Raw genomic sequence first — 22,938 nt, 5'->3', positions numbered from 1 at the left:
GTCAAGCCCGGGTCGGGCGGCGCTCAACCCTGCAGCAGGACCTTGACGTCGGGAAAGCCCATCAGCTTGAGGATGTAGTAGTTGACGGCCGCCTCGCCGGGGTCGTCGGAAAAGCAGACGATCTCGGCATACCTCGGCACGCCGGCCTTGACGAGCGCCTTCCAGATGTCCTTGGCGGCCTTGGGCGAGCCATCGGCATTCAGCAGTTCCTTGTAGGGCAGATGAACGGTCTTGCCGTGGCGCCGCACATCGCCGCCATCGGCCGGCGCCGCCTGGCCCGAGGCGATGAAGACCTTGGGGTAGCGGCCCTTGCTGCTCTTGGCATCGCGGACAAGGACGTCGTCGCGCAGCCGAACCGGATAGACGCTGGCCGGCACGGCCATGTCCTGCGGTGCCTTGGGCGCGCCCACGACGGTGGCCTCCTTGGCCAGCGGCAAGCCCTTCAGGCCCCACTCATCGACGGAGTCCATCAGCACCGACACCCTCTGGTGGCCCAGCCGCTGGAACATCAGATAGGCCAGGGCCGAGTGCGGGTTCAGCCCCCCGTCCGACACGATCACCGTCTCGGTATCGGGGTTGACGCCCGCCGGGCCCAGGCGCTCGGCCAGGGCGGCGGGCTTGTCCAGGCTGCCGCTGAACAGCTCGGCGGGCAGGCTCAGCGCATAGGGCACATGGCCCAGCCGGTAGGCCTCGGGTGGGCGAACATCGATGACATTGATCTTGGAGCCGCCATAGGTACGCATCATCCGGCTGCCCCAGCCGTTGAGCCAGCTCATGTCGCGCTTCAGTTGCGGCGCGGCCTCGGTCCAGAGCGGCAGGCCGCGCGAGTCCTGCAGCCACTCCAGCTGCGACTCCCGGTACAGCTTGACCTTGGGATAGTTCAGGATGAACTTCAGCGCGAAGAAGGGCACGCTGGCGGCCACGCCGCCGCCGCAATAGCTGTGAATCTGCTGCTCGGGCCGTATGCCCAGGTAGCCGACCATGCGGGCGATTTCTTCCGGCGACTTGAAGGTCTTGTCGGCGTTGTAGAAGTCTTCGCCGGGCAGCATGATGGCATTGGGCACATGGCCCGCCCGGTCGAAGAACTTCGCCTCGCCGACATAGTAGCCGGGCTCCAGCGCATCGACCACGGCGTGGTTGGCGGGGTCGCCCGCCGCGTTCAGGAACTCGGGCAGCCGTACCCGCACCTCGTCCCGGACGGCCTGCAGGCGAAAGGTCCCGGGCTGCGGCGGCACGGCCTCCTGGGTCACCGCCCCTCCGTCGGCCTGCCACTTTGCCAGCCCCCCATCGAGGATGAAGAGGTCCTCGGCCGGCACGCCCTGGTAGTAGAGATCGAAGAACAGCCGCGTGGCCATATTCGTGCCGCCCTGGTCGTAGATGACGATCTTCCTGCCCGGGCTCACGCCCCAGGACTGCAGGCGACGCTCCATCACCTCCGGCGCGACCTCCCGGTTGCCGTAGCGATACAGATCGACGCTGACGGCCCCGGCAATATGCTTGGCCGTGTACAGCGGCGTGACCGAGGCGTCGAGCAGCAGCACCTCGCCGCTCTTCAGGGCCTGCTCCAGCCAGGCCACGTTCACCAGATGGCCCTGGCGGCCCTGCTGTGCCCAGGCGGGCTGCAGCATCAACAGGCAGCTGGCGAGGGCCAGCAGAATCCATTGACTCCAGCGATTTGAGACTGACTTGGGCATGGCACGCTCCTGTTGCGGAGCCTCACTTTGGCCGCCCAGGCGCACCGGGGCCAGCCACATGCGACAGGCTGCAGCCGGGCCGGATCCGGCCGCGCCAGCCGCAGACGAACGACGAGCAGCAAGAAAAAGGCCCCCTGCATCACTGCAGGGGGCCCGTCACTTCAGGACTGCACAGTCTCAGCGCTGTGCCATCGGCGTCACGTCGCGGCGCTCGGAGCCGACGAAGAGCTGGCGCGGGCGGCCGATCTTGTACTCGGGGTCGCCGATCATCTCGTTGAGCTGGGCGATCCAGCCGACAGTACGTGCCAGCGCGAAGATGGCGGTGAACAGGCTGACCGGGATGCCCACGGCGCGTTGCACGATGCCCGAGTAGAAGTCGACGTTCGGGTACAGCTTGCGCGACACGAAGTAGTCGTCTTCCAGGGCGATCTTCTCCAGCGCCATGGCCAGCTTGAACAGCGGGTCGTCATGCAGGCCCAGTGCGTTGAGCACCTCGTGGCAGGTCTCGCGCATCAGCTTGGCGCGCGGGTCGTAGTTCTTGTAGACACGGTGACCGAAGCCCATCAGCTTGACGCTGGAGTTCTTGTCCTTGACCTGCTTGATGAACTCGCCGATCTTCTCGACGCCGCCATTACGCTGGATGTCTTCCAGCATGTTCAGCGCCGCCTCATTGGCGCCGCCGTGGGCCGGGCCCCACAGGCAGGCCACGCCGGCAGCAATCGCCGCGAACGGGTTGGTGCCCGACGAACCGCACAGGCGCACGGTCGAGGTGGAGGCGTTCTGCTCGTGGTCGGCGTGCAGGATGAAGATGCGGTCCATCGCGCGCACCAGCACCTCGTTGGGCACGTACTCTTCGCAGGGCGTGGCGAACATCATTCGCATGAAGTTCGCGGTATAGCCCAGATCGTTCTTCGGGTACACATAGGGCTGGCCCACGGTGTACTTGTAGGCCATGGCCACCAGGGTGGGCAGCTTGGCGATCAGGCGGATGGCGGCGATCTCACGGTGCTGCGGATTGTTGATGTCCGTGCTGTCGTGGTAGAAGGCCGACAGCGCGCCGACCAGGCCGGTCAGCACGGCCATCGGGTGCGCATCACGGCGGAAGCCGCGCAGGAAGAACTGCATCTGCTCGTTCACCATCGTGTGATTGGTGACGCGGCCGACGAAGTCCTGCTTCTGCGCCGCATTGGGCAGTTCGCCCTTCAACAGCAGATAGCAGGTTTCCAGGAAGTCGCAGTTGGTGGCCAGTTGCTCGATCGGGTAGCCGCGATACAGCAGTTCGCCCTTGTCGCCATCGATATAGGTGATGGTCGAGTTGCACGAGGCAGTCGAAAGAAAGCCCGGGTCGTAGGTGAACTTGCCGGTCTGGGCGTAGAGCTTGCGGATGTCGATCACGTCCGGACCGATGCTGCCCTTGTACAGGGGCAGATCCATGCTGGGGCTGCCGTCGGAGAACGACAGGGTGGCTTTCACGTCGGACGGGGTCATCATATTGATTCCTCTGGGGTTCGTGGTATCGGGGGGAATGACGGATGAGATACAGGCTTGAGCATGCCCAGCACCTCACGAACTTCGGGCAAGTCCAACTCGGGGCCGGGCTCCTTGCGCGACAGCAGCAGGTCCAGCAGGTCGTTGTCGGCCAGTTCCATCAAGGTATTCATGCCCTGCCCCTGCGCCTCGGTCAGCGTATGGGCATAGGTATTGAAGAACCGCTCTATCAGCAGATCGTTTTCTAGCAGGCCGCGCCGGCAACGCCAGCGCAGTTTGCTCAATGACCGCTCACTCAGAAGGGTATCCATGGTGGGTACTGCGTGATCCCGGTGGTGGTGTGGCTTAGACCGCGCGCCTGACCATCAGCTCTTTGATCTTGCCGATCGCCTTGCTGGGGTTCAGGCCCTTGGGGCAGACGTCCACGCAATTCATGATGGTGTGGCAGCGGAACAGGCGGTACGGATCTTCAAGATTATCCAGGCGCTCGCCGGTGGCCTGGTCGCGGCTGTCGGCGATGAAGCGGTAGGCCTGCAGCAGACCGGCCGGGCCGACGAACTTGTCCGGGTTCCACCAGAAGCTGGGGCAGGCGGTCGAGCAGCTGGCGCACAGGATGCACTCGTACAGGCCGTTGAGCTCGTCGCGCTCGACGGGCAGCTGCAGACGCTCCTTGTCGGGCGGAGGCGTGTCGTTGACGAGGTAGGGCTTGATCGAGTTGTACTGCTTGAAGAACTGCGTCATGTCCACGATCAGGTCGCGGATCACGGGCAGACCTGGCAGCGGCTTCAACACGATGGTGCCCGGCAGGGTCAGCATATTGGTCAGGCAGGCCAGACCGTTCTTGCCATTGATGTTCATCGCGTCCGAGCCGCACACGCCTTCGCGGCAGCTGCGGCGGAAGCTCAAGGTCGGGTCCACCGCCTTGAGCTTGCCCAGGGCGTCCAGCAGCATGCGCTCGGAGCCGTCCAGTTCGACCTCCAGCGTCTGCATATAGGGCTTGGCATCCTTGTCCGGGTCGTAGCGGTAAATCTGGAAGGTGCGCTTGGTCATTTGAATTCCTAGGTATGTTCGGGCTTCGCTCTCAGCACTCGTCAGAACGTGCGCACTTTGGGCGGAATCGATTCAGCCGTCAGCGGCTTCAGGTTCACCGGCTTGTAGTCCAGGCGGTTGCCTTCGGAATACCACAGCGTGTGCTTCATCCACTGCTTGTCATTGCGGCCGTTCGGGAACTCGGGGCTGTCGGCATAGTCGTCGACCGTGTGCGCGCCGCGGCTCTCGGTGCGGGCCGCGGCCGACACGATGGTCGCCTGCGCCGCCTCGATCAGGTTCTCGACCTCCAGCGCCTCGATGCGGGCGGTGTTGAAGACCTTGGACTTGTCCTTCAAGGTGATGTTCTTCACCCGCTTTGCGATCTCGGCGATCTGGCTCACGCCCTCGTTGAGCATGGCCTGGGTGCGGAACACGCCGGCATGACGCTGCATCGCGTTGCGCAGATCGTTGGCCACGTCCTGTGCGTACTCACCGGAGTTGCTGCTGTCCAGACGGGCCACGCGGGCGGCCGACTGCTCGCCGGCGTCAAGCGGCAGCGGCTTGTGCGTCTTGCCCTTCAGGCCCGAATCGACGATGTGGTTGCCGGCCGCACGGCCGAACACCAGCAGGTCCAGCAGCGAGTTGGTGCCCAGGCGATTCGCGCCGTGCACGCTGACGCAGGCGCATTCGCCGACCGCGTACAGACCGTTGACCACCGTGTTGGGCTGGCCGTCCTTGGGCACGACCACCTGACCATGGATATTGGTCGGGATGCCACCCATCTGGTAGTGGATGGTCGGCACCACGGGGATCGGTTCCTTTGTGATGTCGACGTTGGCGAAGTTGTGACCGATCTCGAACACGCTGGGCAGGCGCTTCATGATGGTCTCGCCGCCGAGGTGGGTCATGTCCAGCTGGATGTAGTCCTTGTTCGGACCGCAGCCACGGCCTTCCTTGATCTCCTGGTCCATGCAGCGCGAGACGAAATCGCGCGGGGCCAGGTCTTTCAGGGTCGGTGCATAGCGCTCCATGAAGCGCTCGCCATTGACGTTGCGCAGGATCGCGCCCTCGCCGCGGCAGCCTTCGGTCAGCAGCACGCCGGCGTTGTGCACGCCGGTCGGGTGGAACTGCCAGAACTCCATGTCCTCCAGCGGAATGCCGGCACGGGCCGCCATGCCCAGGCCGTCACCGGTGTTGATGAAGGCATTGGTCGAAGCCGCGAAGATGCGCCCTGCCCCACCGGTGGCCAGCAACACGGTCTTGGCTTCCATGATGTGCAGCTCGCCGGTTTCCATCTCCAGCGCGGTCACGCCGACGACATCGCCCTCGGCGTCGCGTATCAGGTCCAGCGCCATCCACTCGACGAAGAACTGGGTGCGCGCCTTGACGTTCTGCTGGTACAACGTGTGCAGCATCGCGTGGCCGGTGCGGTCGGCGGCGGCGCAGGCGCGCTGCACCGGCTTCTCGCCGTAGTTGGCCGTGTGGCCACCGAACGGGCGCTGATAGATGGTGCCGTCCGGGTTGCGGTCGAAGGGCATGCCGAAATGCTCGAGCTCGTAGACGACCTTGGGCGCTTCGCGGCACATATATTCGATCGCGTCCTGGTCACCGAGCCAGTCCGAACCCTTGACGGTGTCGAAGAAGTGATAGTGCCAGTTGTCCTCGCTCATATTGCCCAGCGAGGCGCCGATGCCGCCTTGGGCGGCCACCGTGTGCGAGCGGGTCGGGAAGACCTTGGACAGCACGGCCACATTCAGGCCGGCCAGCGACAGCTGCAGCGAGGCACGCATGCCAGAGCCACCGGCTCCGACGATGACCACATCGAATTTACGCTTAGGGATAGTCGTTGCCACCGTCATCACAGTCTCCACAGCACTTGGATCGCCCAGCCGGCACAACCCACCAACCAAACAAGGGTGAACACATGCATCACCAGGCGAACGCCGACGTGCTGCACATAGTCCATCCAGATGTCACGCATGCCTACCCACGCGTGATAAAGCAAGGCAACAATCGTGACGAAGGTCAGAAACTTCATCCATTGCTGCGAAAAAATGCCCGCCCAGCGGTCGTAGCCCAGTGCGCCAGGCATCAGGACCTGGGCCAGCACGACGATCGTGAACAGGGCCATCAGCACCGCGGTGACGCGCTGCGCGAGCCAGTCGCGGGCACCGTAGTGGGCGCCGACGACCAGGCGCTTGGAACCAAAATTGGGATTCATACGTCCTCTTCCTTCGTGATTCAGTACAGGCCGAACAGCTTGGCACCCAGCGCTGCGGTCAGCAGCAGGCTAGAGCCCAAGGTGACGACGGCGCTGGAGCGGCCCTGCTCCTTGCTGACGCTGTGAGTCATGTCCATCCACAGATGGCGCACGCCGGCAATGAAGTGGTGCAGATAGGCCCAGATCAGACCCAGGCAGACCAGCTTGATGAACCAGCCCGGCAGGAAGCCGATGCCGGCCACGAAGGCGTTGGTGAATTGATCGTAGGAGATCTCTGTCGAGAGGCTGGTGTCGAACATCCAGATGATGAAGGGCATCAGGAGGAACATCAGCATGCCGCTGGCGCGATGCAGGATGGAGACCACCCCGGCCAGTGGCAGACGGTACTGCAAGGCGTCGATCAGACGCATGGTTCCCGGTCTTTGTTTTTGAGTTGCAGCCATGCTTCGCCTTTTTTATGTAATCCGATGAAACCCGATGATTTTATTGCAATGCAGCACCCTTGCTCGACGCAATGACGTGATTTGCACACCACGCCGGCGTCAGCTTCAGCTCAGTTCATTGCGATAGAAGTGTCCGGAGGTGTTGTAAAGCCCGCGGCGCAGCTCCACCGGCCGGTCATGATAGGTGTGCGATAGGCGCTCAACGCTGAGCAAGGGGCTGCCCGGCGGCACCTGCAGCAGCTCGGCACTGAGGGCATCGGCGGCCACGGCGCGGATTTTTTCTTCCGCCCGTATCATGCGCACCCCGAATTCGGTCTCGAACAGGCCATACATCGGGCCGCGGTGTTCGTTCAAGCGCTCGGCGGTAAGTCCCTTGAACAGATGGCCGGGCAGCCAGATCTCATCCAGCACCACCGGCACGCCGCTCGCGTGCAGCATGCGCCGCACCTGCACCATCGCGTCGCCGGTGCGCAGGCCCAGCGACCGCGCCACCTCGGCCGGGGCGCGCACGCGGCGGCAATCCAGCAGCTGGCGCTCAAGCCCTGGCCCCGCGCCGACATCGGGCGTCAGGCGCAGAAAGCGGTACTGGATCTTCTGCTCGGCGTGAGTGGCAACAAAGGTGCCCTTGCCCTGGCGGCGCACGAGCAGGTTCTCGGCCGCCAACTCGTCGATGGCCTTGCGCACCGTGCCCTGGCTGACCTTGTAGCGGGCGGCCAGCTCCATCTCGCTGGGAATCGCCTCGCCGGGTTTCCATTCACTCGACTGCAGGCTGCGCGTCAGCAAGCCCTTGATCTGCTTGTAAAGCGGGCTGAAATTGGGCCCGGCAGCGCCGGCCTGCGCTTCGGCGTCGAGCAGTGAGGAGTTGGGAGGGGCCATGGCGCGCATTGCACCACAGGCCGGCCCTTTTTGTCTTATATAAGACATAGGATTGAGCCGAATCAGGCTTTTCACTTCGGGTTCTCCCTTGCTCTGCCCTACACTTGCGGGCTGTCCAGCCTGGAAAATCCACTCCATGCCTGCGCCCAATTTCAAGCAATTTCTGTCCTTCCCTCTCTCCATCCCCACGCTTTAGGAGCCTTCTCATGAGCAAGAAACCCGTTCGCGTCGCCGTCACCGGCGCCGCTGGCCAGATCGGCTACGCCCTGCTGTTCCGCATCGCCTCCGGCGAAATGCTGGGCAAGGACCAGCCCGTCATCCTGCAACTGCTGGAAGTTCCGGTCGAGGGCCCGCAGAAGGCGCTCAAGGGCGTGATGATGGAGTTGGAAGACTGCGCCTTCCCGCTGCTGGTGGGCATGGAAGCGCACAGCGACCCGATGACCGCTTTCAAGGACACCGACTACGCGCTGCTGGTCGGTTCGATGCCCCGCAAGGCCGGCATGGAGCGTGCCGAGCTGCTGGCCATCAATGGCCAGATTTTCACCGCCCAGGGCAAGGCCCTGAATGCCGTGGCCTCGCGCAACGTCAAGGTACTGGTGGTCGGCAACCCGGCCAACACCAATGCCTATATCGCGATGAAGTCGGCCCCGGATCTGCCGGCCAAGAACTTCACCGCCATGCTGCGCCTGGACCACAACCGTGCCCTGAGCCAGATCGCCGCCAAGACAGGCAAGCCGGTCTCGTCCATCGAGAAGCTGGCCGTGTGGGGCAACCACTCGCCGACGATGTATGCCGATTACCGCTACGCCACCATCGACGGCGCCTCGGTCAAGGACATGATCAACGACCAGGTCTGGAACAAGGACGTGTTCCTGCCCACCGTCGGCAAGCGCGGCGCCGCCATCATCGAAGCGCGCGGCCTGTCGTCAGCCGCCTCGGCCGCCAATGCCGCCATCGACCATATGCGCGACTGGGCCCTGGGCACCAACGGCAAGTGGGTGACGATGGGCATCCCGTCGAACGGCGAATACGGCATCCCGAAGGAAGTCATGTTCGGCTACCCCGTCACCTGCGAAGGCGGCGAGTACAAGATCGTGGCTGGCCTGGAGATCGATGCCTTCTCGCAAGAGTGCATCAACAAGACCCTGGCCGAGCTGCAGGGCGAGCAGGACGGCGTGAAGCACCTGCTGTGATCCGCTGAATTTTTGTTGTAAATCCGCAAGAGCCGTCATGGCAACATGACGGCTCTTGCCGCATCTGGACTCGCAAAAAAGTGACCACGACCTCGTTACATCCCCGCGACGCTCTGTTCGAAGACGGCGACGCCGCCACCACCTTGCCGGTGTGCGACCACTACTGCGGCGTCGAGGCGCGCATGCGCAAGAGCCTGGAACTGCAGGCCGAGTTGGGCCCGGTGTTCGACATCACGCTGGACTGCGAAGACGGCGCGCCTATCGGCGGCGAGGCCGAGCATGTGCGCATGGTGGCTGAGATGGTGGGCGGCGCCGAGAACCGCCATGGCCGCGTCGGCGCGCGCGTGCACCCGGTCGATCACCCGGCCTTTGCCGACGATGTGGACACGCTGATCTCCCGCACCGGCGACCGCCTGGCCTATCTGATGGTGCCCAAACCGCAGGGGCTGGCCGATGTGCAGCAGGCCTTGGCGCATATCGCAGAAGCCGTCCGTGCCCATGGCAAGGGCCATGAGCTGCCCGTTCATGTGCTGATCGAGACGCACGGCGCGCTGCGCGAGGTGCAGGCCATTGCCGCCGAGCCGCGCATCCAGTCGCTGTCGTTTGGCTTGATGGATTTTGTCTCCGCCCATCGCGGCGCCATCCCTAAGACGGCGATGGGCGCTCACGGCCAGTTCACCCATCCGCTGGTGGTACGCGCCAAGCTGGAGATTGCCGCCGCCGCCCACGGCCATGGCAAGACGCCCTCTCACTGCGTGGTGACCGAGTTCAAGGACAAGCACGCGATCGAGGCCGCGGCCACCAAAGCCTCGCGCGAGTTCGGCTATATGCGCATGTGGAGCATCCACCCGGCGCAGATCCAGCCCATCATCGACGCCTTCGCGCCGAGTGCGGCCGAGATCGACGAAGCGATCGAGATCATCCAGGCCGCCCAGGCCGCCCACTGGGCGCCGATCAGCCACCGCCATGGCAACCAGGACACCCTGCACGACCGGGCCAGCTTCCGCTACTTCTGGCAGTTGCTGGAACGAGCCCACCGCACCGGCCAGCCGCTGCCGGCCGAGGTGCGGGTGGCCTATTTCGATGGCAAGCCCTGATTGCAAATCGTCACAAGAGGGTTTCCAATCACCCGCACAATTGTTGGCAAGCCAACGCAAGACTGCCCCCGCAGACAAATCATGACGAAACCCACTCTTATCGCGCTTGCCGCCCTGCTCGCCGCCCTGCAGCTGAACACGGCCTGGGCCGCGGCCGCCGTCAAGGACACGCCTGCGCCCAAGCGCCAGCGCCCGGTAGCCAAGAAGGCCCCTGTTCCCGTCGCTGCCCCGGTGGCGGCAGCGGTGGAGGACGAGGTGCTGTCCGAGGATCAGCTCGCCGCCGCGCAGCGCGTCAACCATGGCGACGCCCAGTGCGAGTTCAATCAGACCGTCAAAGTCGTGCCGCATCCGCAGCGCGCCGGCCTGTTCCAGGTGCTGTTCAAGAACCAGATCTTCACCATGGCACCCGAGCCCACCACCACCGGCGCCGTGCGACTGGAGGACAAGCGCAACGGCATGATGTGGCTGCAGATCCCGACCAAGTCGATGCTGATGAACAGCCGCATCGGCCAGCGCATGGTGGACAGCTGCACCCACTCCGAGCAGCGGGCCCTGATCGCCGCCAATGCGGCCAATCCCACGGGCGGCAGCGGCATCGGCATCGTCCCGGTGACCGGGCCCATTGTCGCCACCGGCCCGCGCAGCACGACCAATATCGTCACCAACACCGGCACCGACGGCACCGCCACGCCGGATGCGCCACCGCCGGTGGTGGCCGCCGGCACGCCGGTGATCACTCCCACACGCTGAAGCTGCAACGCCCGAGGTCGGGCAGCAAATCATCCGGGCAAACCCCGGTATGAATCTGAAAGTATGTACAATCAATGCATACTTTTCGCGCCATACCGGAGTGAACCATGGAAGCCACAGTTGCCGAACGCGGCCAGATCACCCTGCCCAAGGCGGTGCGTGATGCACTGGGCCTGACCAAGGGCACGACGCTCAAGGTCGAGCTGGACGGCGGCCGCATCATCCTGCGCAAGAACGTCGACGACGCGATCACCCGCGCCCGCGGCAAGTTCAAGCTCGATGGCTTTGCCTCGGTCGATGACGCGATGCGCGCCATCCGTGGCCGCGCCCCCGGCGATCCTGTCGAGACCTGAGCCCGCATGATCGCCATCGACTCCTCGGTGCTCGTGGACCTGCTCAGCAACAGCGAGCGCGCCGACCTGGCCGAGGCCGCACTGCGCGAGGCCCTGGGGCATGGGCCTGTCGTCGTCTGCGACGTGGTCCTGTCCGAGGTCTGCTCCTCGCTCCAGGACGGCGACCAGGCCATGCAGGTGCTCGAGGAGATGGGCGTCAGCTACAGCGCCGTCGAGCAGAAGGCCGCCATCCGCGCCGGCGAGATGCAGCGCCGCTACCGCTCGCGCGGCGGCCACCGCGAGCGCACCGTTCCCGATTTCATCGTTGGCGCCCATGCGCTGCTGCAGTGCAGCGGCCTGATCACCAGCGACGAAGGATTTTTTCGCGATTACTTCAAGGGTCTCAAGCTGATCAAGCCCAAGCTTGATTGAGCAGACCTGCACCCAACCCCCGCCCAGCCCCACCCAACGGAGAAACACATGCTTCAAGCCTATCGTCAACATGTCGCCGAGCGCGCCGCGCTTGGCATCCCGCCGCTGCCCCTGTCCGCCAAGCAGACCGGTGAGCTGATCGAGCTGCTGAAGAACCCGCCCGCTGGCGAGGAAGCCACCCTGGTCGAGCTGATCACGCACCGCGTGCCGGCCGGCGTGGACGATGCCGCCAAGGTCAAGGCCAGCTATCTGGCCGCCGTGGCCCATGGCACCGAAAAGTGCGCGCTGATCAGCCCCGCCAAGGCCACCGAGCTGCTGGGCACGATGCTGGGCGGCTACAACATCCATCCGCTGATCGAGCTGCTGGATGACGCGGCCGTGGCCGCCGTCGCCGCCGAGGCGCTGAAGAAGACGCTGTTGATGTTCGACCAGTTCCACGACGTCAAGGCCAGGGCCGACCAGGGCAATGTCCACGCCAAGGCCGTGCTGCAAAGCTGGGCCGATGCCGAGTGGTTCACCTCGCGCCCCGAGGTGCCGAAGTCCATCACCGTCAGCATCTTCAAGGTCACCGGCGAGATCAACACCGACGACCTGTCGCCCGCACCCGACGCCTGGAGCCGCCCGGACATCCCGATGCACGCGCTGGCCATGCACAAGAACGCCCGCCCCGGCGTCACACCCGAGGAAGACGGCAAGCGCGGCCCGGTCAAGTTCATCGAAGACCTGCGCGCCCGCGGCAATCTGGTCGCCTATGTCGGCGATGTGGTTGGCACCGGCTCCAGCCGCAAATCGGCCACCAACTCGGTGCTGTGGTTCACCGGCGAAGACATCCCGTTCGTGCCGAACAAGCGCTTCGGCGGCGTCTGCCTGGGTGGCAAGATCGCCCCGATCTTCTACAACACGATGGAAGACTCGGGCGCCCTGCCGATCGAGCTGGACGTCAGCCAGATGAATATGGGCGACGTGGTCGAGCTGCGCCCCTACGAGGGCAAGGCCTTGAAGGACGGCAAGGTCATCGCCGAGTTCACCGTGAAGAGCGATGTGCTGTTCGACGAAGTGCGCGCCGGTGGCCGCATTCCGCTGATCATCGGCCGCGGCCTCACCGCCAAGGCCCGCGAGGCGCTGGGCCTGCCCGCCTCGACGCTGTTCCGCCTGCCGCAAAACCCGGCCGACACCAAGAAGGGCTTTTCGCTGGCGCAGAAGATGGTCGGCCGCGCCTGCGGTCTGCCGGTCGTCGCCGGCGAGCAGCAGGGCGTGCGGCCCGGCACCTATTGCGAGCCGCGGATGACCTCGGTCGGTTCGCAGGACACCACCGGCCCGATGACCCGCGACGAACTGAAGGACCTGGCCTGCCTGGGCTTCAGCGCCGACCTGGTGATGCAGTCCTTCTGCCACACCGCCGCCTATCCTAAGCCGGTGGACGTGAAGATGCACCACGAGCTGCCCGAATTCATCAGCACGCGCGGTGGCGTGTCGCTGCGCCCCGGCGACGGCGTGATCCACAGCTGGCTGAACCGTCTGCTGCTGCCCGACACCGTGGGCACCGGCGGCGACAGCCACACCCGCTTCCCGATCGGCATCAGCTTCCCGGCGGGGTCAGGTCTTGTGGCCTTCGCCGCCGCCACCGGCGTGATGCCGCTGGACATGCCGGAGTCGGTGCTGGTGCGCTTCAAGGGCAGCATGCAACCCGGCGTGACCTTGCGTGACCTGGTCAACGCGATCCCGCTGTACGCGATCAAGGCCGGCCTGCTGACGGTCGAGAAGAAGGGCAAGAAGAACATCTTCTCGGGCCGCATCCTCGAAATCGAAGGCCTGCCTGACCTGAAGGTGGAGCAGGCGTTTGAACTGAGCGACGCCTCGGCCGAACGCTCGGCCGCCGGCTGCACGGTGCACCTGAACCCCGAGCCGATCAAGGAATACATCAACAGCAACATCACCTTGATGAAGTGGATGATTTCCGAGGGCTATGCCGACGCCCGCACCCTGCAGCGCCGCATCGCCGCCCAGGAAGCCTGGCTGGCCAACCCGCAGCTGCTGAAGGGCGACGCCGACGCCGACTATGCCGCCGTGATCGAGATCGACCTGGCCGACATCCATGAGCCCATCGTCGCCTGCCCGAACGACCCGGACGACGTGAAGATGCTGTCCGAAGTGGCCGGTGCGGTGATCGATGAGGTCTTCATCGGTTCCTGCATGACCAATATCGGCCACTTCCGCGCCGCCAGCAAGCTGCTCGAAGGCAAGCGCGACATCCCGGTCAAGCTGTGGGTCGCCCCACCGACCAAGATGGACGCCAAGAAGCTCAGCGACGAAGGCCATTACGGCGTGCTCGGCAATGCCGGCGCCCGCATGGAAATGCCCGGCTGCAGCCTGTGCATGGGCAACCAGGCACAGGTCAAGGAAGGCGCCACCGTGTTCTCGACCAGCACGCGCAACTTCCCCAACCGCCTGGGCAAGAACTCCAACGTCTATCTGGGCTCGGCCGAACTGGCCGCGATCTGCTCCCGCCTGGGCAAGATCCCGACCAAGGAAGAGTACCTGGCCGGCATGGGCGTGCTCACCGCCGACAGCAGCAAGATCTATCAGTACCTGAACTTCGACAAGATCGAGGAATTCAGCGATGCTGCGGCGACTGTGGGCGCCTGATCGATCAGTACCGCTTTATCTGAACGTGAGGCCCTGCCGGTGACGGTGGGGCTTTTTCTTTGGTCGCGCATTGCGAGCTCCGCCGGTGGCACGCCGCTCCTCCCACGCCACCCTGGTTCCGCGCAGGCACAGCACCGCCAGACGACGGGCGCCTGTGCGGGGCTGAAGCGCGCAGCGGCTTGGGCCAGCGCGCCTTGGCGCGCGATTCCAAATCTAGCTGGGCGCGTTTGTCCGAGCTTAGTGAGCGCAGCGAACGGGTGCGAGTTATGCGCCCGGCCCAAGCTGCGAGCACTGCAAGGCAGTCGGGTCGGCCGCAGGCCGGCTCGACCCCCGCACTGAAGCCTGGCGGCTGGCGGGGCTGGGCCTGTGCCGCCACCCAATACGATCTGGCGGAAGTTGATCCCTGCCATCGCCCATCCACGACAAGCCCCCCGAGCTATACACGGATCAGCGCCTCCAGCCGCATCACCAGCTCCCCCATCTGCTCCACCGGCACCTGCGCATACCCCAACATCAGCCCGCGCCAGCCATGGGCTCGGCCGCCGACCGAATGCTGACTCAGCGCCGGGGCGACGATGCCTTGTTGCAGGGCCAGTGAGCTGATGCGGGCGTCGTCCAGCCGCAGCTCATCGTGGAAGCGCAGTGCCAGGTGCATGCCGGCGCTGGCGCCGTGGACGCTGGCGACGTCTGACAGGCGCGACTCCAGCGCCTCGACCAGCGCGTCGCGTCGCTGGCGGTAGAGCCGGCGCATGCGGCGCAGGTGCAGGCTGAAGTGGCCGTTGCGCAGGAACTCGGCCAGGGCCAGTTGGTCGGCGGCGCGGCCGCGTGGCAGCGAGCGTGAGAGCAGCGCCGCCAGCGCCGGGGCCAGGGTGGCAGGCGCGACAACGAAACCGATGCGCAGCGCCGGGAACAGCGTCTTGCTGAAGGTGCCCAGGTACACCACCGGCGCATCGGGCGTCAGGCCCTGCAGAGCGGCCAGCGGCGGCCCGTCGTGGCGGAACTCGCTGTCGTAGTCGTCCTCGATGATCAGCGCCCCGGCCGCCGTGGCCTGGCGTATCAGCGCCAGCCGGCGCTCCAGGCCCAGCACCGCGCCGGTGGGGTACTGGTGCGAGGGGGTCAGATAGATCAGCTTCGGTGGCTGGCGTCTCCAATCGGCAGCCGTGGGGGCCATGCCGCCGCCATCGACCTGGATGCCGACCACGCTCAGCTGTGCGGCGCGCCAGGCGGCCAGCGCGCCGCCATAGCCGGGGTTTTCCATCCAGACCCGGTCGCCGGTGTCGGCAAAGGCGCGGGCGCACAGGTCCAGGCTGCTCTGCGTGCCATCGGTGATGAAGACCTGGCCGGCGTCGCAGACCACGCCGCGTGCGGCGCGCAGATGGTCGGCAATGGCGCTGCGCAGCGTGGGCTCGCCGGCCGCTTCGCCATAGTTCAGCTGGGCCGCGCTCAAGCCCCGCCAGCTGCGCTCCAGCAGGCGGCGCCACAGCGTGAGCGGAAACTCGGCCAGGGCCGGCACGCCGGGCGCGAAGGCCGCCGACAGCTCGGGCGCCACCGGCAGGCTGGCCAGACTCTGGGCGCGGATTGACAAGCCTGTACGCAAGGTCAGGGGCGGTTCGGGCAGCAAGGCCAGCGCCGGCTTGAAGCTGACTTTGGTGCCGCGCCGGTCCGGGCTGACAAAACCCTCGGTGGCCAGCTGCCCGTAGGCATAGAGCACGCTGTTGCGCGCCACGCCCAATTCGCGCGCCAGCACGCGGCTGGCCAGCAGACGCGTGCCGGCCGCCAGGGTGCCCTCGCGTATCGCCTGGCGCAGGCATTCGTGCAGCAGGCGCTGGCCCGACCAACCAGGCTGCGCGCCATTTTTGGCGAAGGCGGCCATCAAGAGGGCGTAGTCCATGCTGTGGCTCTAGAAAAATAGCTATCCGTGGGTCTTTCACAAGAGCCACAGCTTAACTACATTGCGCCCTTCTTCCTGCCTTCTACTTTATTGTGAGTGCCATGAACCCTGCCGAGACCGCACCGCCCAGCGAGCGCACCCGCATCCGCCGCGTCACCGAGAACGCCCGCTATGAGCGCGCCACCCTGCACGCCATCATCGACGCGGCCTATTTGTGCCATATCGCCTTTGCCGACGCCAAGGGCACGCATTGCATACCGATGGCCTGCTGGCGTGAGGGGGAGCATCTGTACATCCATGGCTCCAACGGCGGCCGCCTGGTCAGGCAGTTGCTGGGTGACACCCAGGCCTGCATCACCATCACCCATCTGGACGGCTTGGTGCTGGCCCGCTCGGCCTTCAACCACTCGATGAACTACCGCTCCTGCATGATCTACGGCCGCTTCGAGGCGCTCACCGACGATGCCGAGAAGCGGGCCTCGCTGGCCCGCTTCATGGACAAGATCGCCATCGGCCGCCAGGCCGAGATCCGCCCCGGCAATGACAAGGAGTTCACCGCCACCACGGTGCTGCGCATCCCGCTGGACGAAGCCGCCTGCAAGGTGCGGCAAGGCCCGCCGATCGACGATGCCGAGGATATGGGCGTGCAGGCCTGGGTCGGCGTGCTGCCCTTTACCCAGCAGCGGCTGGAGCCGATCGCAGCCCCGGATTGCAGCGCGCCGGCGCCCGGCTATGTGCGCGATTGGCTGGCGGCCGCTTGAGCCTGCCACGCCGCGCCGGCTTGATGATCGAACCGGCCGCGCGCCTTCCTGCAAGATCGGCGCTCATCACCCGAATTGCCTGCTCTATCTCAGTGGCCTCACCGGGGAATTGATTGACGGCGATACTGCGCGACCATTTCCCTGGCTCGCTCTCAAAAGGTCGCTCAATGATGAAAAAATGCTTCTCTGCCGTTGCGATGGCCCTGTGCCTGATCGGCTCCGCCCAGGCAGACGATGCGCTGAAGGCGGCCATCGCCGGCGCCCACCGCACGCCCGCCTTCGCTGCACGTGACAACGCACGCCATCCCTACGAGACACTGAGCTTCTTCGGCATCAGGCCCGAGCAGACCGTGGTCGAACTGGTGCCTGGCGGCGGCTGGTACACGGAGATACTGGCGCCCTATCTGCGCGACAAGGGTCGGTTGATTCTGGCCGCCGACGACCCCGAATCCGACAAGGCCTATGCGCGTCGCGGCATCGAGCGCCTGAAAGCCAAGCTGGACGCCCAGCCGGCCGTCTACGACAAGGTACAACTGGCGGTGTTTGCGCCGCCGGCCAAGCTGCAGTACGCGGCGCCGGGCAGTGCCGATCTGGTGCTGACCTTCCGCAATGTGCACAACTGGGCGGCGGAGGGCGAGGCCCAGACCCTGGCCGTGTTCAAGAGCGTATTCGCCAGCCTCAAGCCCGGCGGCGTGTTTGGCGTGGTCGACCACCGCCTGCCGGCGAACCGCGAGCAGGATGCCAAGGTCGGCAGCGGCTATCTGCATGAGGCCTATGTACAGCGCCTGGCCGAGAGCGCGGGCTTCAAGCTCGCAGGCAAGTCCGAGGTCAACGCCAACCCCAGGGACAGCGCGGACCATCAGAACGGCGTCTGGGCGCTGCCGCCGACCTATGCCAACAAGGACAAGGACCGTGCCCGCTACGAGGCGATCGGCGAGAGCGACCGACTGACGATGAAGTTCGTCAAGCCGCAGTGAGCGCCTATTTGGCGGCGGCCTCGGCCTGACGCTCGCGCATCGCCGGCAGCAGGGCGGCGATGTCCCGCTGCCCCTGCTGCACCGCCGCCAGCACCGTGGCCAGCACGGCCGGTGCAGTGCCGTCGGGCTGACGCAGGGTCTGCTCGGCTTCGGCGGCACAGGCCGCCAACGCGTTCAGCCCGAGGGTGCTGGCGATGCCCTTCAGCGAATGCAGGGCGTTCATGGCCTCGGCCAGCCGCTCGGCATCTCCGGCCGCATCCGCCCCGAGCAGGGTCGACAGCTGCTCGGGCAGCAGGGCCAGGTTTTGCTGGAAGGACTCCAGCACCCGCAGGTAGATGCGCCGGTTGCCGCCCATGCGCGCCAGCGCCGCTTCCACATCCCGATGCAGGTCCATACCCGTCTCGCGCGCAACGGCAACCGGGGCCACAGGCGATACGCCCCCCGCGGTGTGCCGCAGCAGGCAGCGCACCAACTGGTCCAAGTCGAAAGGTTTGCCGACATGGTCGCTCATGCCGGCATCGAGGCAGGCCTGGCGATCGGCGGGCATGGCATTGGCCGTCATCGCGATGATGGGCAGGGCCTGCGCGCCGGGGTGGCGGCGGATCGCGGCGGTGGCGCCGTAGCCATCGAGCACGGGCATCTGCACGTCCATCAGCACCGCATCGAACGGTCGGCCGCCGGGCTCCAGGCTGCTCAGCACCGCGTCCACGCCCTCCTGGCCCTGGGTGGCGACCTGCACCTCGGCACCCTCGTCGCCGAGCAGTTCCTGCGCCACCTGGCGGTTGTTGGCGTTGTCTTCCACGACCAGCAGGTGCAGGCCGCGCAGACGCCCAGGACCGGGCGGCACGCTATCTGACTTCGCGCCCGTGGCCAACGGAGCCGGCTGGCTGGCACGGACCTGCGCATCGACCACCGCATCCAGCAGCATCGAGGCCGTCACCGGCTTGACCAGGAATCCCTGCAGCAACGCCTGTTCGTCGGCGCCGCGCTCGGCCAGCATCTCGCGGCCATGGGCGGTGATCATGACGACCAGCGGCGGTGCCTGCGGCTTACAGAGCTCGCGCAGGCGCTGGTTCGTCTCCCAGCCGTCCATGCCGGGCATCTGCCAGTCCAGCAGCACAAGCTGATAGGCCTGAGGACCGCCGAGCCGAGCCTGCACCATCTGCAACGCCTGGGCGCCGCTGGAGGCCACGTCCACCTGCCATTGCATCGCGCGCGCCATCTCGCCCAGCACCTCCCGGGCGATGGCGTTGTCGTCAACGATCAGCGTGCGCAGCGGCCCGGCATCGACACGGTTGGCCAAGCGCGGCAGCACATCGTCGGCCACCGGCAGCTCAAGCTCGAACTGGAAGCAGCTGCCCTGGCCGGGTTGGCTGCTCAGACGCAGCTCGCCGCCCATCATCTGCACCAGGCGCTGGCTGATCGACAGCCCCAGCCCGGTGCCGCCAAAGCGCCGCGTCGTCGAGGCCTCGGCCTGGGCAAAGGCCTCGAAGATGTGGTGCTGGTCGGTCTCGGCAATGCCGATGCCGGTGTCGCGCACCTGCAGCCGCAGCCGCACCGCGCCGGGCAGTCGCTCGAGCACGCGCAGGCTGACGACGACTTCGCCGCGCTCGGTGAACTTCAGCGCGTTACCCCCCAGATTGATCAGCACCTGCTGCAGACGCAGCGCATCACCGACCAGCACCGGCGGCAGGCCCGGGTCGATGTCGAACACCAGCTCGATCTCCTTCTGGCCCAGATTGCCCGACAGGATCACCGACAGCTCGCGCAGCAGGGTGTCGGTGCGGAAGGGGTGCGGCGCCAGACTCATCTTGCCGGCCTCGACCTTGGAAAAGTCCAGGATGTCGTTGAGCAGGCCCAGCAGCGAGCGCGCCGCGCCCTCGGTCTTGCGCGTGTAGTCCCATTGCCGAGCGCTCAGCTGGGTCTTCTGCAGCAGCTGCAGCATGCCCAGGATGGCATTCATCGGCGTGCGCAGCTCGTGGCTCATATTTGCCAGGAACTGGCTCTTGGCCAGATTCGCCTGCTCGGCCTTCTGCATCGCCACCTTGAGCGATTCCTGATAGAGCTTGTGGCGCGTCACATCATGGGCCACGCCCAGGTAGCCGATGGGGCGGCCGTCATGGGCCGTCATGGCCGTCACCGTCAGCGCCACCTGGGTGCGCTGGCCGCTCTTGGCGATATAGGTCCACTCATGTTCCTCGCCGATGGCCACCGGGTCGACGAACACCCCGCGACCGCGCACGCGCCGGCCGGCCTGCTGAGACAGCTGCTCCAGCCGCGCCTCGATCTCGACCGGATCATGGAAGATCTCCGGCGTGCAATGGCCCACCACCTCCTGCGCGGTATAGCCCAACAGGCGCTGCGCACCGATATTGAAGACGGTGATCCTGAGGTCCATATCGGTACCGATCACCGCCACCTCGGAGGCCGAGTCCAGCACCGAGGACAGCAGCGCACTGGTCTGGCCCAGCTCCAGCTCGGCGCGCTTGCGCGCGGTGATGTCGAAGTTGATGCCTATCACCCGCTCCGCCTGGCCCCGGGCATTGCGCACCACGCGGGCCGAGGCGCGCAGATGCCGCACTTCGCCATTCAGCCAGAGGATGCGGAACTCGGTGTCGAACTCGCGCTCGCCGCTGATCGCCTGGGCCAGTTCCTGCTGCGCGGTCGGCAGGTCTTCCGGATGCACGCTCTCGCTCCACAGGGTGTAGGGCGCGAACTCGCCGACTCTGGTGCGGCCATAAAGCCGGTACATCCAGTCATCCCAGCTCAGCGTGCGGTGCTGTACATCCATCTCCCAGACGCCGATGCCGGCCGAGTCCGCGGCCAGCACAAAGCGTTGCAGCGTCTGCTGCAGTGCCTGCTCCGCCAGCTTGCGCTGGGTGATGTCCATATGGGTGCCGACCATCCACTCGGGCTTGCCGTCGGGCGTGCGGGTGGACAGGCGGCCTCGCACCAGCACCCACATCCAGCGCCCGTCCTTGTGGCGGGTGCGCGACTCGACCTCGTAGTAGTCCAGCTCACCGTCGAAATGGCGTTGCAGCAGGGCCTGGCCGCGCGCCAGGTCGTCGGGATGGGCCAGCTTCAGCCAGGTCTGGACAGTGGTCGGCTGCAGCTCATCGAGCGTGTAGCCGACGATCTCGGCCCAGCGCTCGTTGAAGTGGCTGACGCCGGTCTGCACATTCCACTCCCAGGTCGCGACGTGGGTGCCCTCGATGATGTTGGCCAGGCGCTCGCGCTGCAGGGCCAGTTCGGTGGCGGCGGTCTTGCTGGTGGTGATGTCGTTGCTGATGGAGACATACTTCTCGATGCGTCCCTGAGCATTCAGGAAGGGCGCGATGATGCTGTCCACCCAGTAAAGCCGTCCGTCCTTGGCACGGTTGCAGATCTCGCCGCGCCAGGAACGGCCGCTGGCGATGGTGCGCCAGACCTCGACCCAGAAGCTGCGTGGATGCTGGCCCGAGCCGAGCAGCCGGTGGTCCTGGCCCAGCAGTTCCTCCAGCAAGTAGCCGCTGATCTGCACCAGGGCCGCATTGGCCTCAAGGATCAGGCCGCGCCGGTCGGTCACCGACACGATCGCATGCAGATTGATCGTGCGCAGCAGCACGTCGGTGTCGCGCAGCGCCGCCTCCAGCCGCTCCTTGGCCACCTTCTGTTCGGTGATGTCCGACTCGATCGACATGAAGCCGGTCAGCTGGCCCCGCGCATCGTGCAGCGGCTGCACCTCGGCATGGGTCCAGATCTCGCGGCCGTCCTTGCGGCGCTTCTGCAGCTCGCCGCGGAAGGCCTGCCCGCTGTCGAGCAGCTCGCGCAGGCGCTGCATCTGCTCGGGATCGAGGCGTTCGCTGTGCGTCAGATCACCGGGTTTGTGGCCGCGCGCCTCGGCCAGCGTGAAGCCGAACAGACGCTCAAAACCCTCATTGACCCAGACGATATAGCGCTGCGCATCCAGTATCGCCACCGAATTCGAGGTGTGGCGCACGACCTTGGCCAGGCGCTCCAGATCGGCGGTCATCTCGGCCGCCAGCGATTCGGCGCGGGCCCGGCCCGACACCAGCAGCCAGGCCGCCAGCGCCAGCAGGCTGCTCAGCAGGGTGCCGGCGGCGGCCAACAGGGTCGGCGTGGTGCGATCAAGCCCGCGCTCGAACGCCGGGGTGGTGCTGGTGCGCAGGGCCAGCGTGCGCCCGCCCACCGAGATATAGCGTGTGCTCTGGAACAGCGGGCCCGCCGCTGCGACCCGTGGCGCGGAGCCCGGGTCGCCTTCGCCCTGGAGTTCGGTGCCGAACAGCAGGCGGGCCGGATCGACCTGCCCCGCGTCATAGAGCTCGAAGTCCAGCTGCATATCGGCCACGTTGGCGATGCCTGTGCACAGCTCACCGACCACGATGGGCGCAAACAGAAAACCGCGAAGCGCATTGATGCGAGGGTTGGTCGAGGCCGGATCGACCAGGCGCTGCCAGACCGGCACGATATAGAGAAATCCGGGGCCCCTCTTGCCATCCTGCACCAGGGTGATGCTGCCGCTCAGCGTCGGCTCGCCGGTGCGCACCGCGCGCTCCAGGGCCTCGCGCCGCACCGCTTCGGAGGCGATGTCGAAGCCCCAGGCCGCACGATTGGAGGCCAGCGGCTCGATGAACTTGGCGATGTAGAGATCGTCAACGCCCGCGCTCTGGCGCACGTCGAAGTCGGGGGCTGCGTCGGCCCGCTCGGTGGCCACAAAGCGCACCACGTCTTCCCGCTTCACCCGCTCGATGAAACCAAAGCCCCGCACGCCCGGGAACTCGAGGTGCAGTTGGCGGGACTCGACATAGTCGCGGAAGGCCTCGCGTCCGATCCGGCCGCTGGTGGCATACAGACCGCGCAGACCATTGAGGCCATAGACGGGCAAATTGAAGCGGCGCAGCAGATCGTCCTCGATGCGTGCGGCCTGGCGTTCATAGCGGGCGCGGGCCTCCACATCCAGGCCGGACTGGAACCAGTACACCCCCAGCACCGTCAGCGCCAGGCCCATGAGCAGCACCAGGGCCGGAATGGCCCAGACTGCGCCGCGCCGCGAGGGGGCAGCGTCTGCGGCGGCGCCGCCGGGGTTGAAGGCAGGGGTGCTGACCATG

General features: G+C 66.1%; 18 protein-coding genes. 8 read left to right on the top strand and 10 right to left on the bottom strand.

The annotated features are described in order from the left end of the window. Positions 1-23 precede the first annotated feature (23 nt). The 8 genes from DES47_RS00325 to DES47_RS00290 all read right to left on the bottom strand — a co-directional run bounded on the left by DES47_RS00325 (position 24) and on the right by DES47_RS00290 (position 7,751). Positions 24-1,694, bottom strand: a complete 1,671-nt coding sequence (locus DES47_RS00325) for a sulfurtransferase (RefSeq protein WP_166651791.1) — start codon at positions 1,692-1,694, stop codon at positions 24-26. Between the two features lie 177 nt (positions 1,695-1,871). Beyond that, the gene (gltA, locus tag DES47_RS00320) at positions 1,872-3,182 is read right to left on the bottom strand and encodes a citrate synthase (RefSeq protein WP_133699656.1); all 1,311 of its coding nucleotides are present in this window, start codon (positions 3,180-3,182) and stop codon (positions 1,872-1,874) included. After that, on the bottom strand, positions 3,182-3,493 hold the full coding sequence (locus DES47_RS00315; protein WP_133698685.1) for an FAD assembly factor SdhE: 312 nt from the start codon (positions 3,491-3,493) through the stop codon (positions 3,182-3,184). Before DES47_RS00315 ends, gltA begins: the two co-directional genes overlap by 1 nt. A gap of 34 nt (positions 3,494-3,527) precedes the next feature. Continuing rightward, complete coding sequence (locus DES47_RS00310; RefSeq protein ID WP_133698684.1) at positions 3,528-4,232, bottom strand: succinate dehydrogenase iron-sulfur subunit; 705 nt, start codon at positions 4,230-4,232, stop codon at positions 3,528-3,530. 41 nt (positions 4,233-4,273) lie between these two features. Beyond that, positions 4,274-6,070 carry a succinate dehydrogenase flavoprotein subunit gene (sdhA, locus tag DES47_RS00305; RefSeq protein ID WP_133698683.1) on the bottom strand — a complete coding sequence of 599 codons (1,797 nt, stop codon included), beginning with the start codon at positions 6,068-6,070 and terminating at the stop codon, positions 4,274-4,276. Beyond that, positions 6,070-6,432, bottom strand: coding sequence for a succinate dehydrogenase, hydrophobic membrane anchor protein (gene sdhD / locus DES47_RS00300; RefSeq protein WP_133698682.1), 363 nt, complete (start codon positions 6,430-6,432; stop codon positions 6,070-6,072). The genes sdhA and sdhD overlap by 1 nt, the downstream gene beginning before the upstream one ends. Before the next feature lie 20 nt (positions 6,433-6,452). Beyond that, a complete protein-coding gene (sdhC, locus tag DES47_RS00295; RefSeq protein WP_133698681.1) occupies positions 6,453-6,875 on the bottom strand; it encodes a succinate dehydrogenase, cytochrome b556 subunit in 423 nt (140 codons plus the stop codon). A gap of 105 nt (positions 6,876-6,980) precedes the next feature. Continuing rightward, on the bottom strand, positions 6,981-7,751 hold the full coding sequence (locus DES47_RS00290; protein ID WP_133698680.1) for a GntR family transcriptional regulator: 771 nt from the start codon (positions 7,749-7,751) through the stop codon (positions 6,981-6,983). Between the two features lie 206 nt (positions 7,752-7,957). Between DES47_RS00290 and DES47_RS00285 the strand changes: the two genes are divergently transcribed. From DES47_RS00285 to acnB, 6 genes are all read left to right on the top strand, one after another. Then, positions 7,958-8,944 (top strand): malate dehydrogenase, encoded by a 987-nt coding sequence (locus DES47_RS00285; protein WP_133698679.1) that lies wholly within the window; start codon positions 7,958-7,960, stop codon positions 8,942-8,944. Positions 8,945-9,024: 80 nt separating this feature from the next. Continuing rightward, positions 9,025-10,041, top strand: a complete 1,017-nt coding sequence (locus tag DES47_RS00280) for an HpcH/HpaI aldolase/citrate lyase family protein (protein WP_425057394.1) — start codon at positions 9,025-9,027, stop codon at positions 10,039-10,041. Between the two features lie 81 nt (positions 10,042-10,122). Further along, a complete protein-coding gene (locus DES47_RS00275) occupies positions 10,123-10,791 on the top strand; it encodes a hypothetical protein (RefSeq protein WP_133698678.1) in 669 nt (222 codons plus the stop codon). Between the two features lie 107 nt (positions 10,792-10,898). After that, a complete protein-coding gene (locus DES47_RS00270; RefSeq protein WP_133698677.1) occupies positions 10,899-11,144 on the top strand; it encodes an AbrB/MazE/SpoVT family DNA-binding domain-containing protein in 246 nt (81 codons plus the stop codon). Positions 11,145-11,150: 6 nt separating this feature from the next. After that, positions 11,151-11,555: a type II toxin-antitoxin system VapC family toxin gene (locus DES47_RS00265; protein WP_133698676.1), complete on the top strand. Its 405-nt coding sequence runs from the start codon at positions 11,151-11,153 to the stop codon at positions 11,553-11,555. A gap of 48 nt (positions 11,556-11,603) precedes the next feature. Next, entirely contained in the window at positions 11,604-14,201 is a 2,598-nt protein-coding gene (acnB, locus tag DES47_RS00260; protein ID WP_133698675.1) for a bifunctional aconitate hydratase 2/2-methylisocitrate dehydratase, read from the top strand. A 436-nt stretch (positions 14,202-14,637) separates the two neighbouring features. Here the strand turns inward: acnB and pdxR are convergent, their stop codons facing one another. Further along, positions 14,638-16,092 carry a MocR-like pyridoxine biosynthesis transcription factor PdxR gene (gene pdxR, locus DES47_RS00255; protein WP_133698674.1) on the bottom strand — a complete coding sequence of 485 codons (1,455 nt, stop codon included), beginning with the start codon at positions 16,090-16,092 and terminating at the stop codon, positions 14,638-14,640. A 101-nt stretch (positions 16,093-16,193) separates the two neighbouring features. Here pdxR and DES47_RS00250 point away from each other — a divergent pair, with 101 nt between their 5' ends. Then, positions 16,194-16,853, top strand: coding sequence for a pyridoxamine 5'-phosphate oxidase family protein (locus DES47_RS00250; protein WP_133698673.1), 660 nt, complete (start codon positions 16,194-16,196; stop codon positions 16,851-16,853). Between the two features lie 167 nt (positions 16,854-17,020). Next, the gene (locus tag DES47_RS00245) at positions 17,021-17,830 is read left to right on the top strand and encodes a class I SAM-dependent methyltransferase (RefSeq protein ID WP_341800550.1); all 810 of its coding nucleotides are present in this window, start codon (positions 17,021-17,023) and stop codon (positions 17,828-17,830) included. A gap of 4 nt (positions 17,831-17,834) precedes the next feature. On the opposite strand, the gene DES47_RS00240 is transcribed toward DES47_RS00245, so the two are convergent. Next, the gene (locus DES47_RS00240; protein ID WP_133698672.1) at positions 17,835-22,937 is read right to left on the bottom strand and encodes a PAS domain S-box protein; all 5,103 of its coding nucleotides are present in this window, start codon (positions 22,935-22,937) and stop codon (positions 17,835-17,837) included. Between the last annotated feature and the right edge of the window lies 1 nt (position 22,938).

Source organism: Roseateles toxinivorans (genome assembly GCF_004362525.1).
Taxonomy (GTDB): domain Bacteria; phylum Pseudomonadota; class Gammaproteobacteria; order Burkholderiales; family Burkholderiaceae_C; genus Paucibacter; species Paucibacter toxinivorans.
This window is presented reverse-complemented; position numbering and strand designations above follow the sequence as displayed.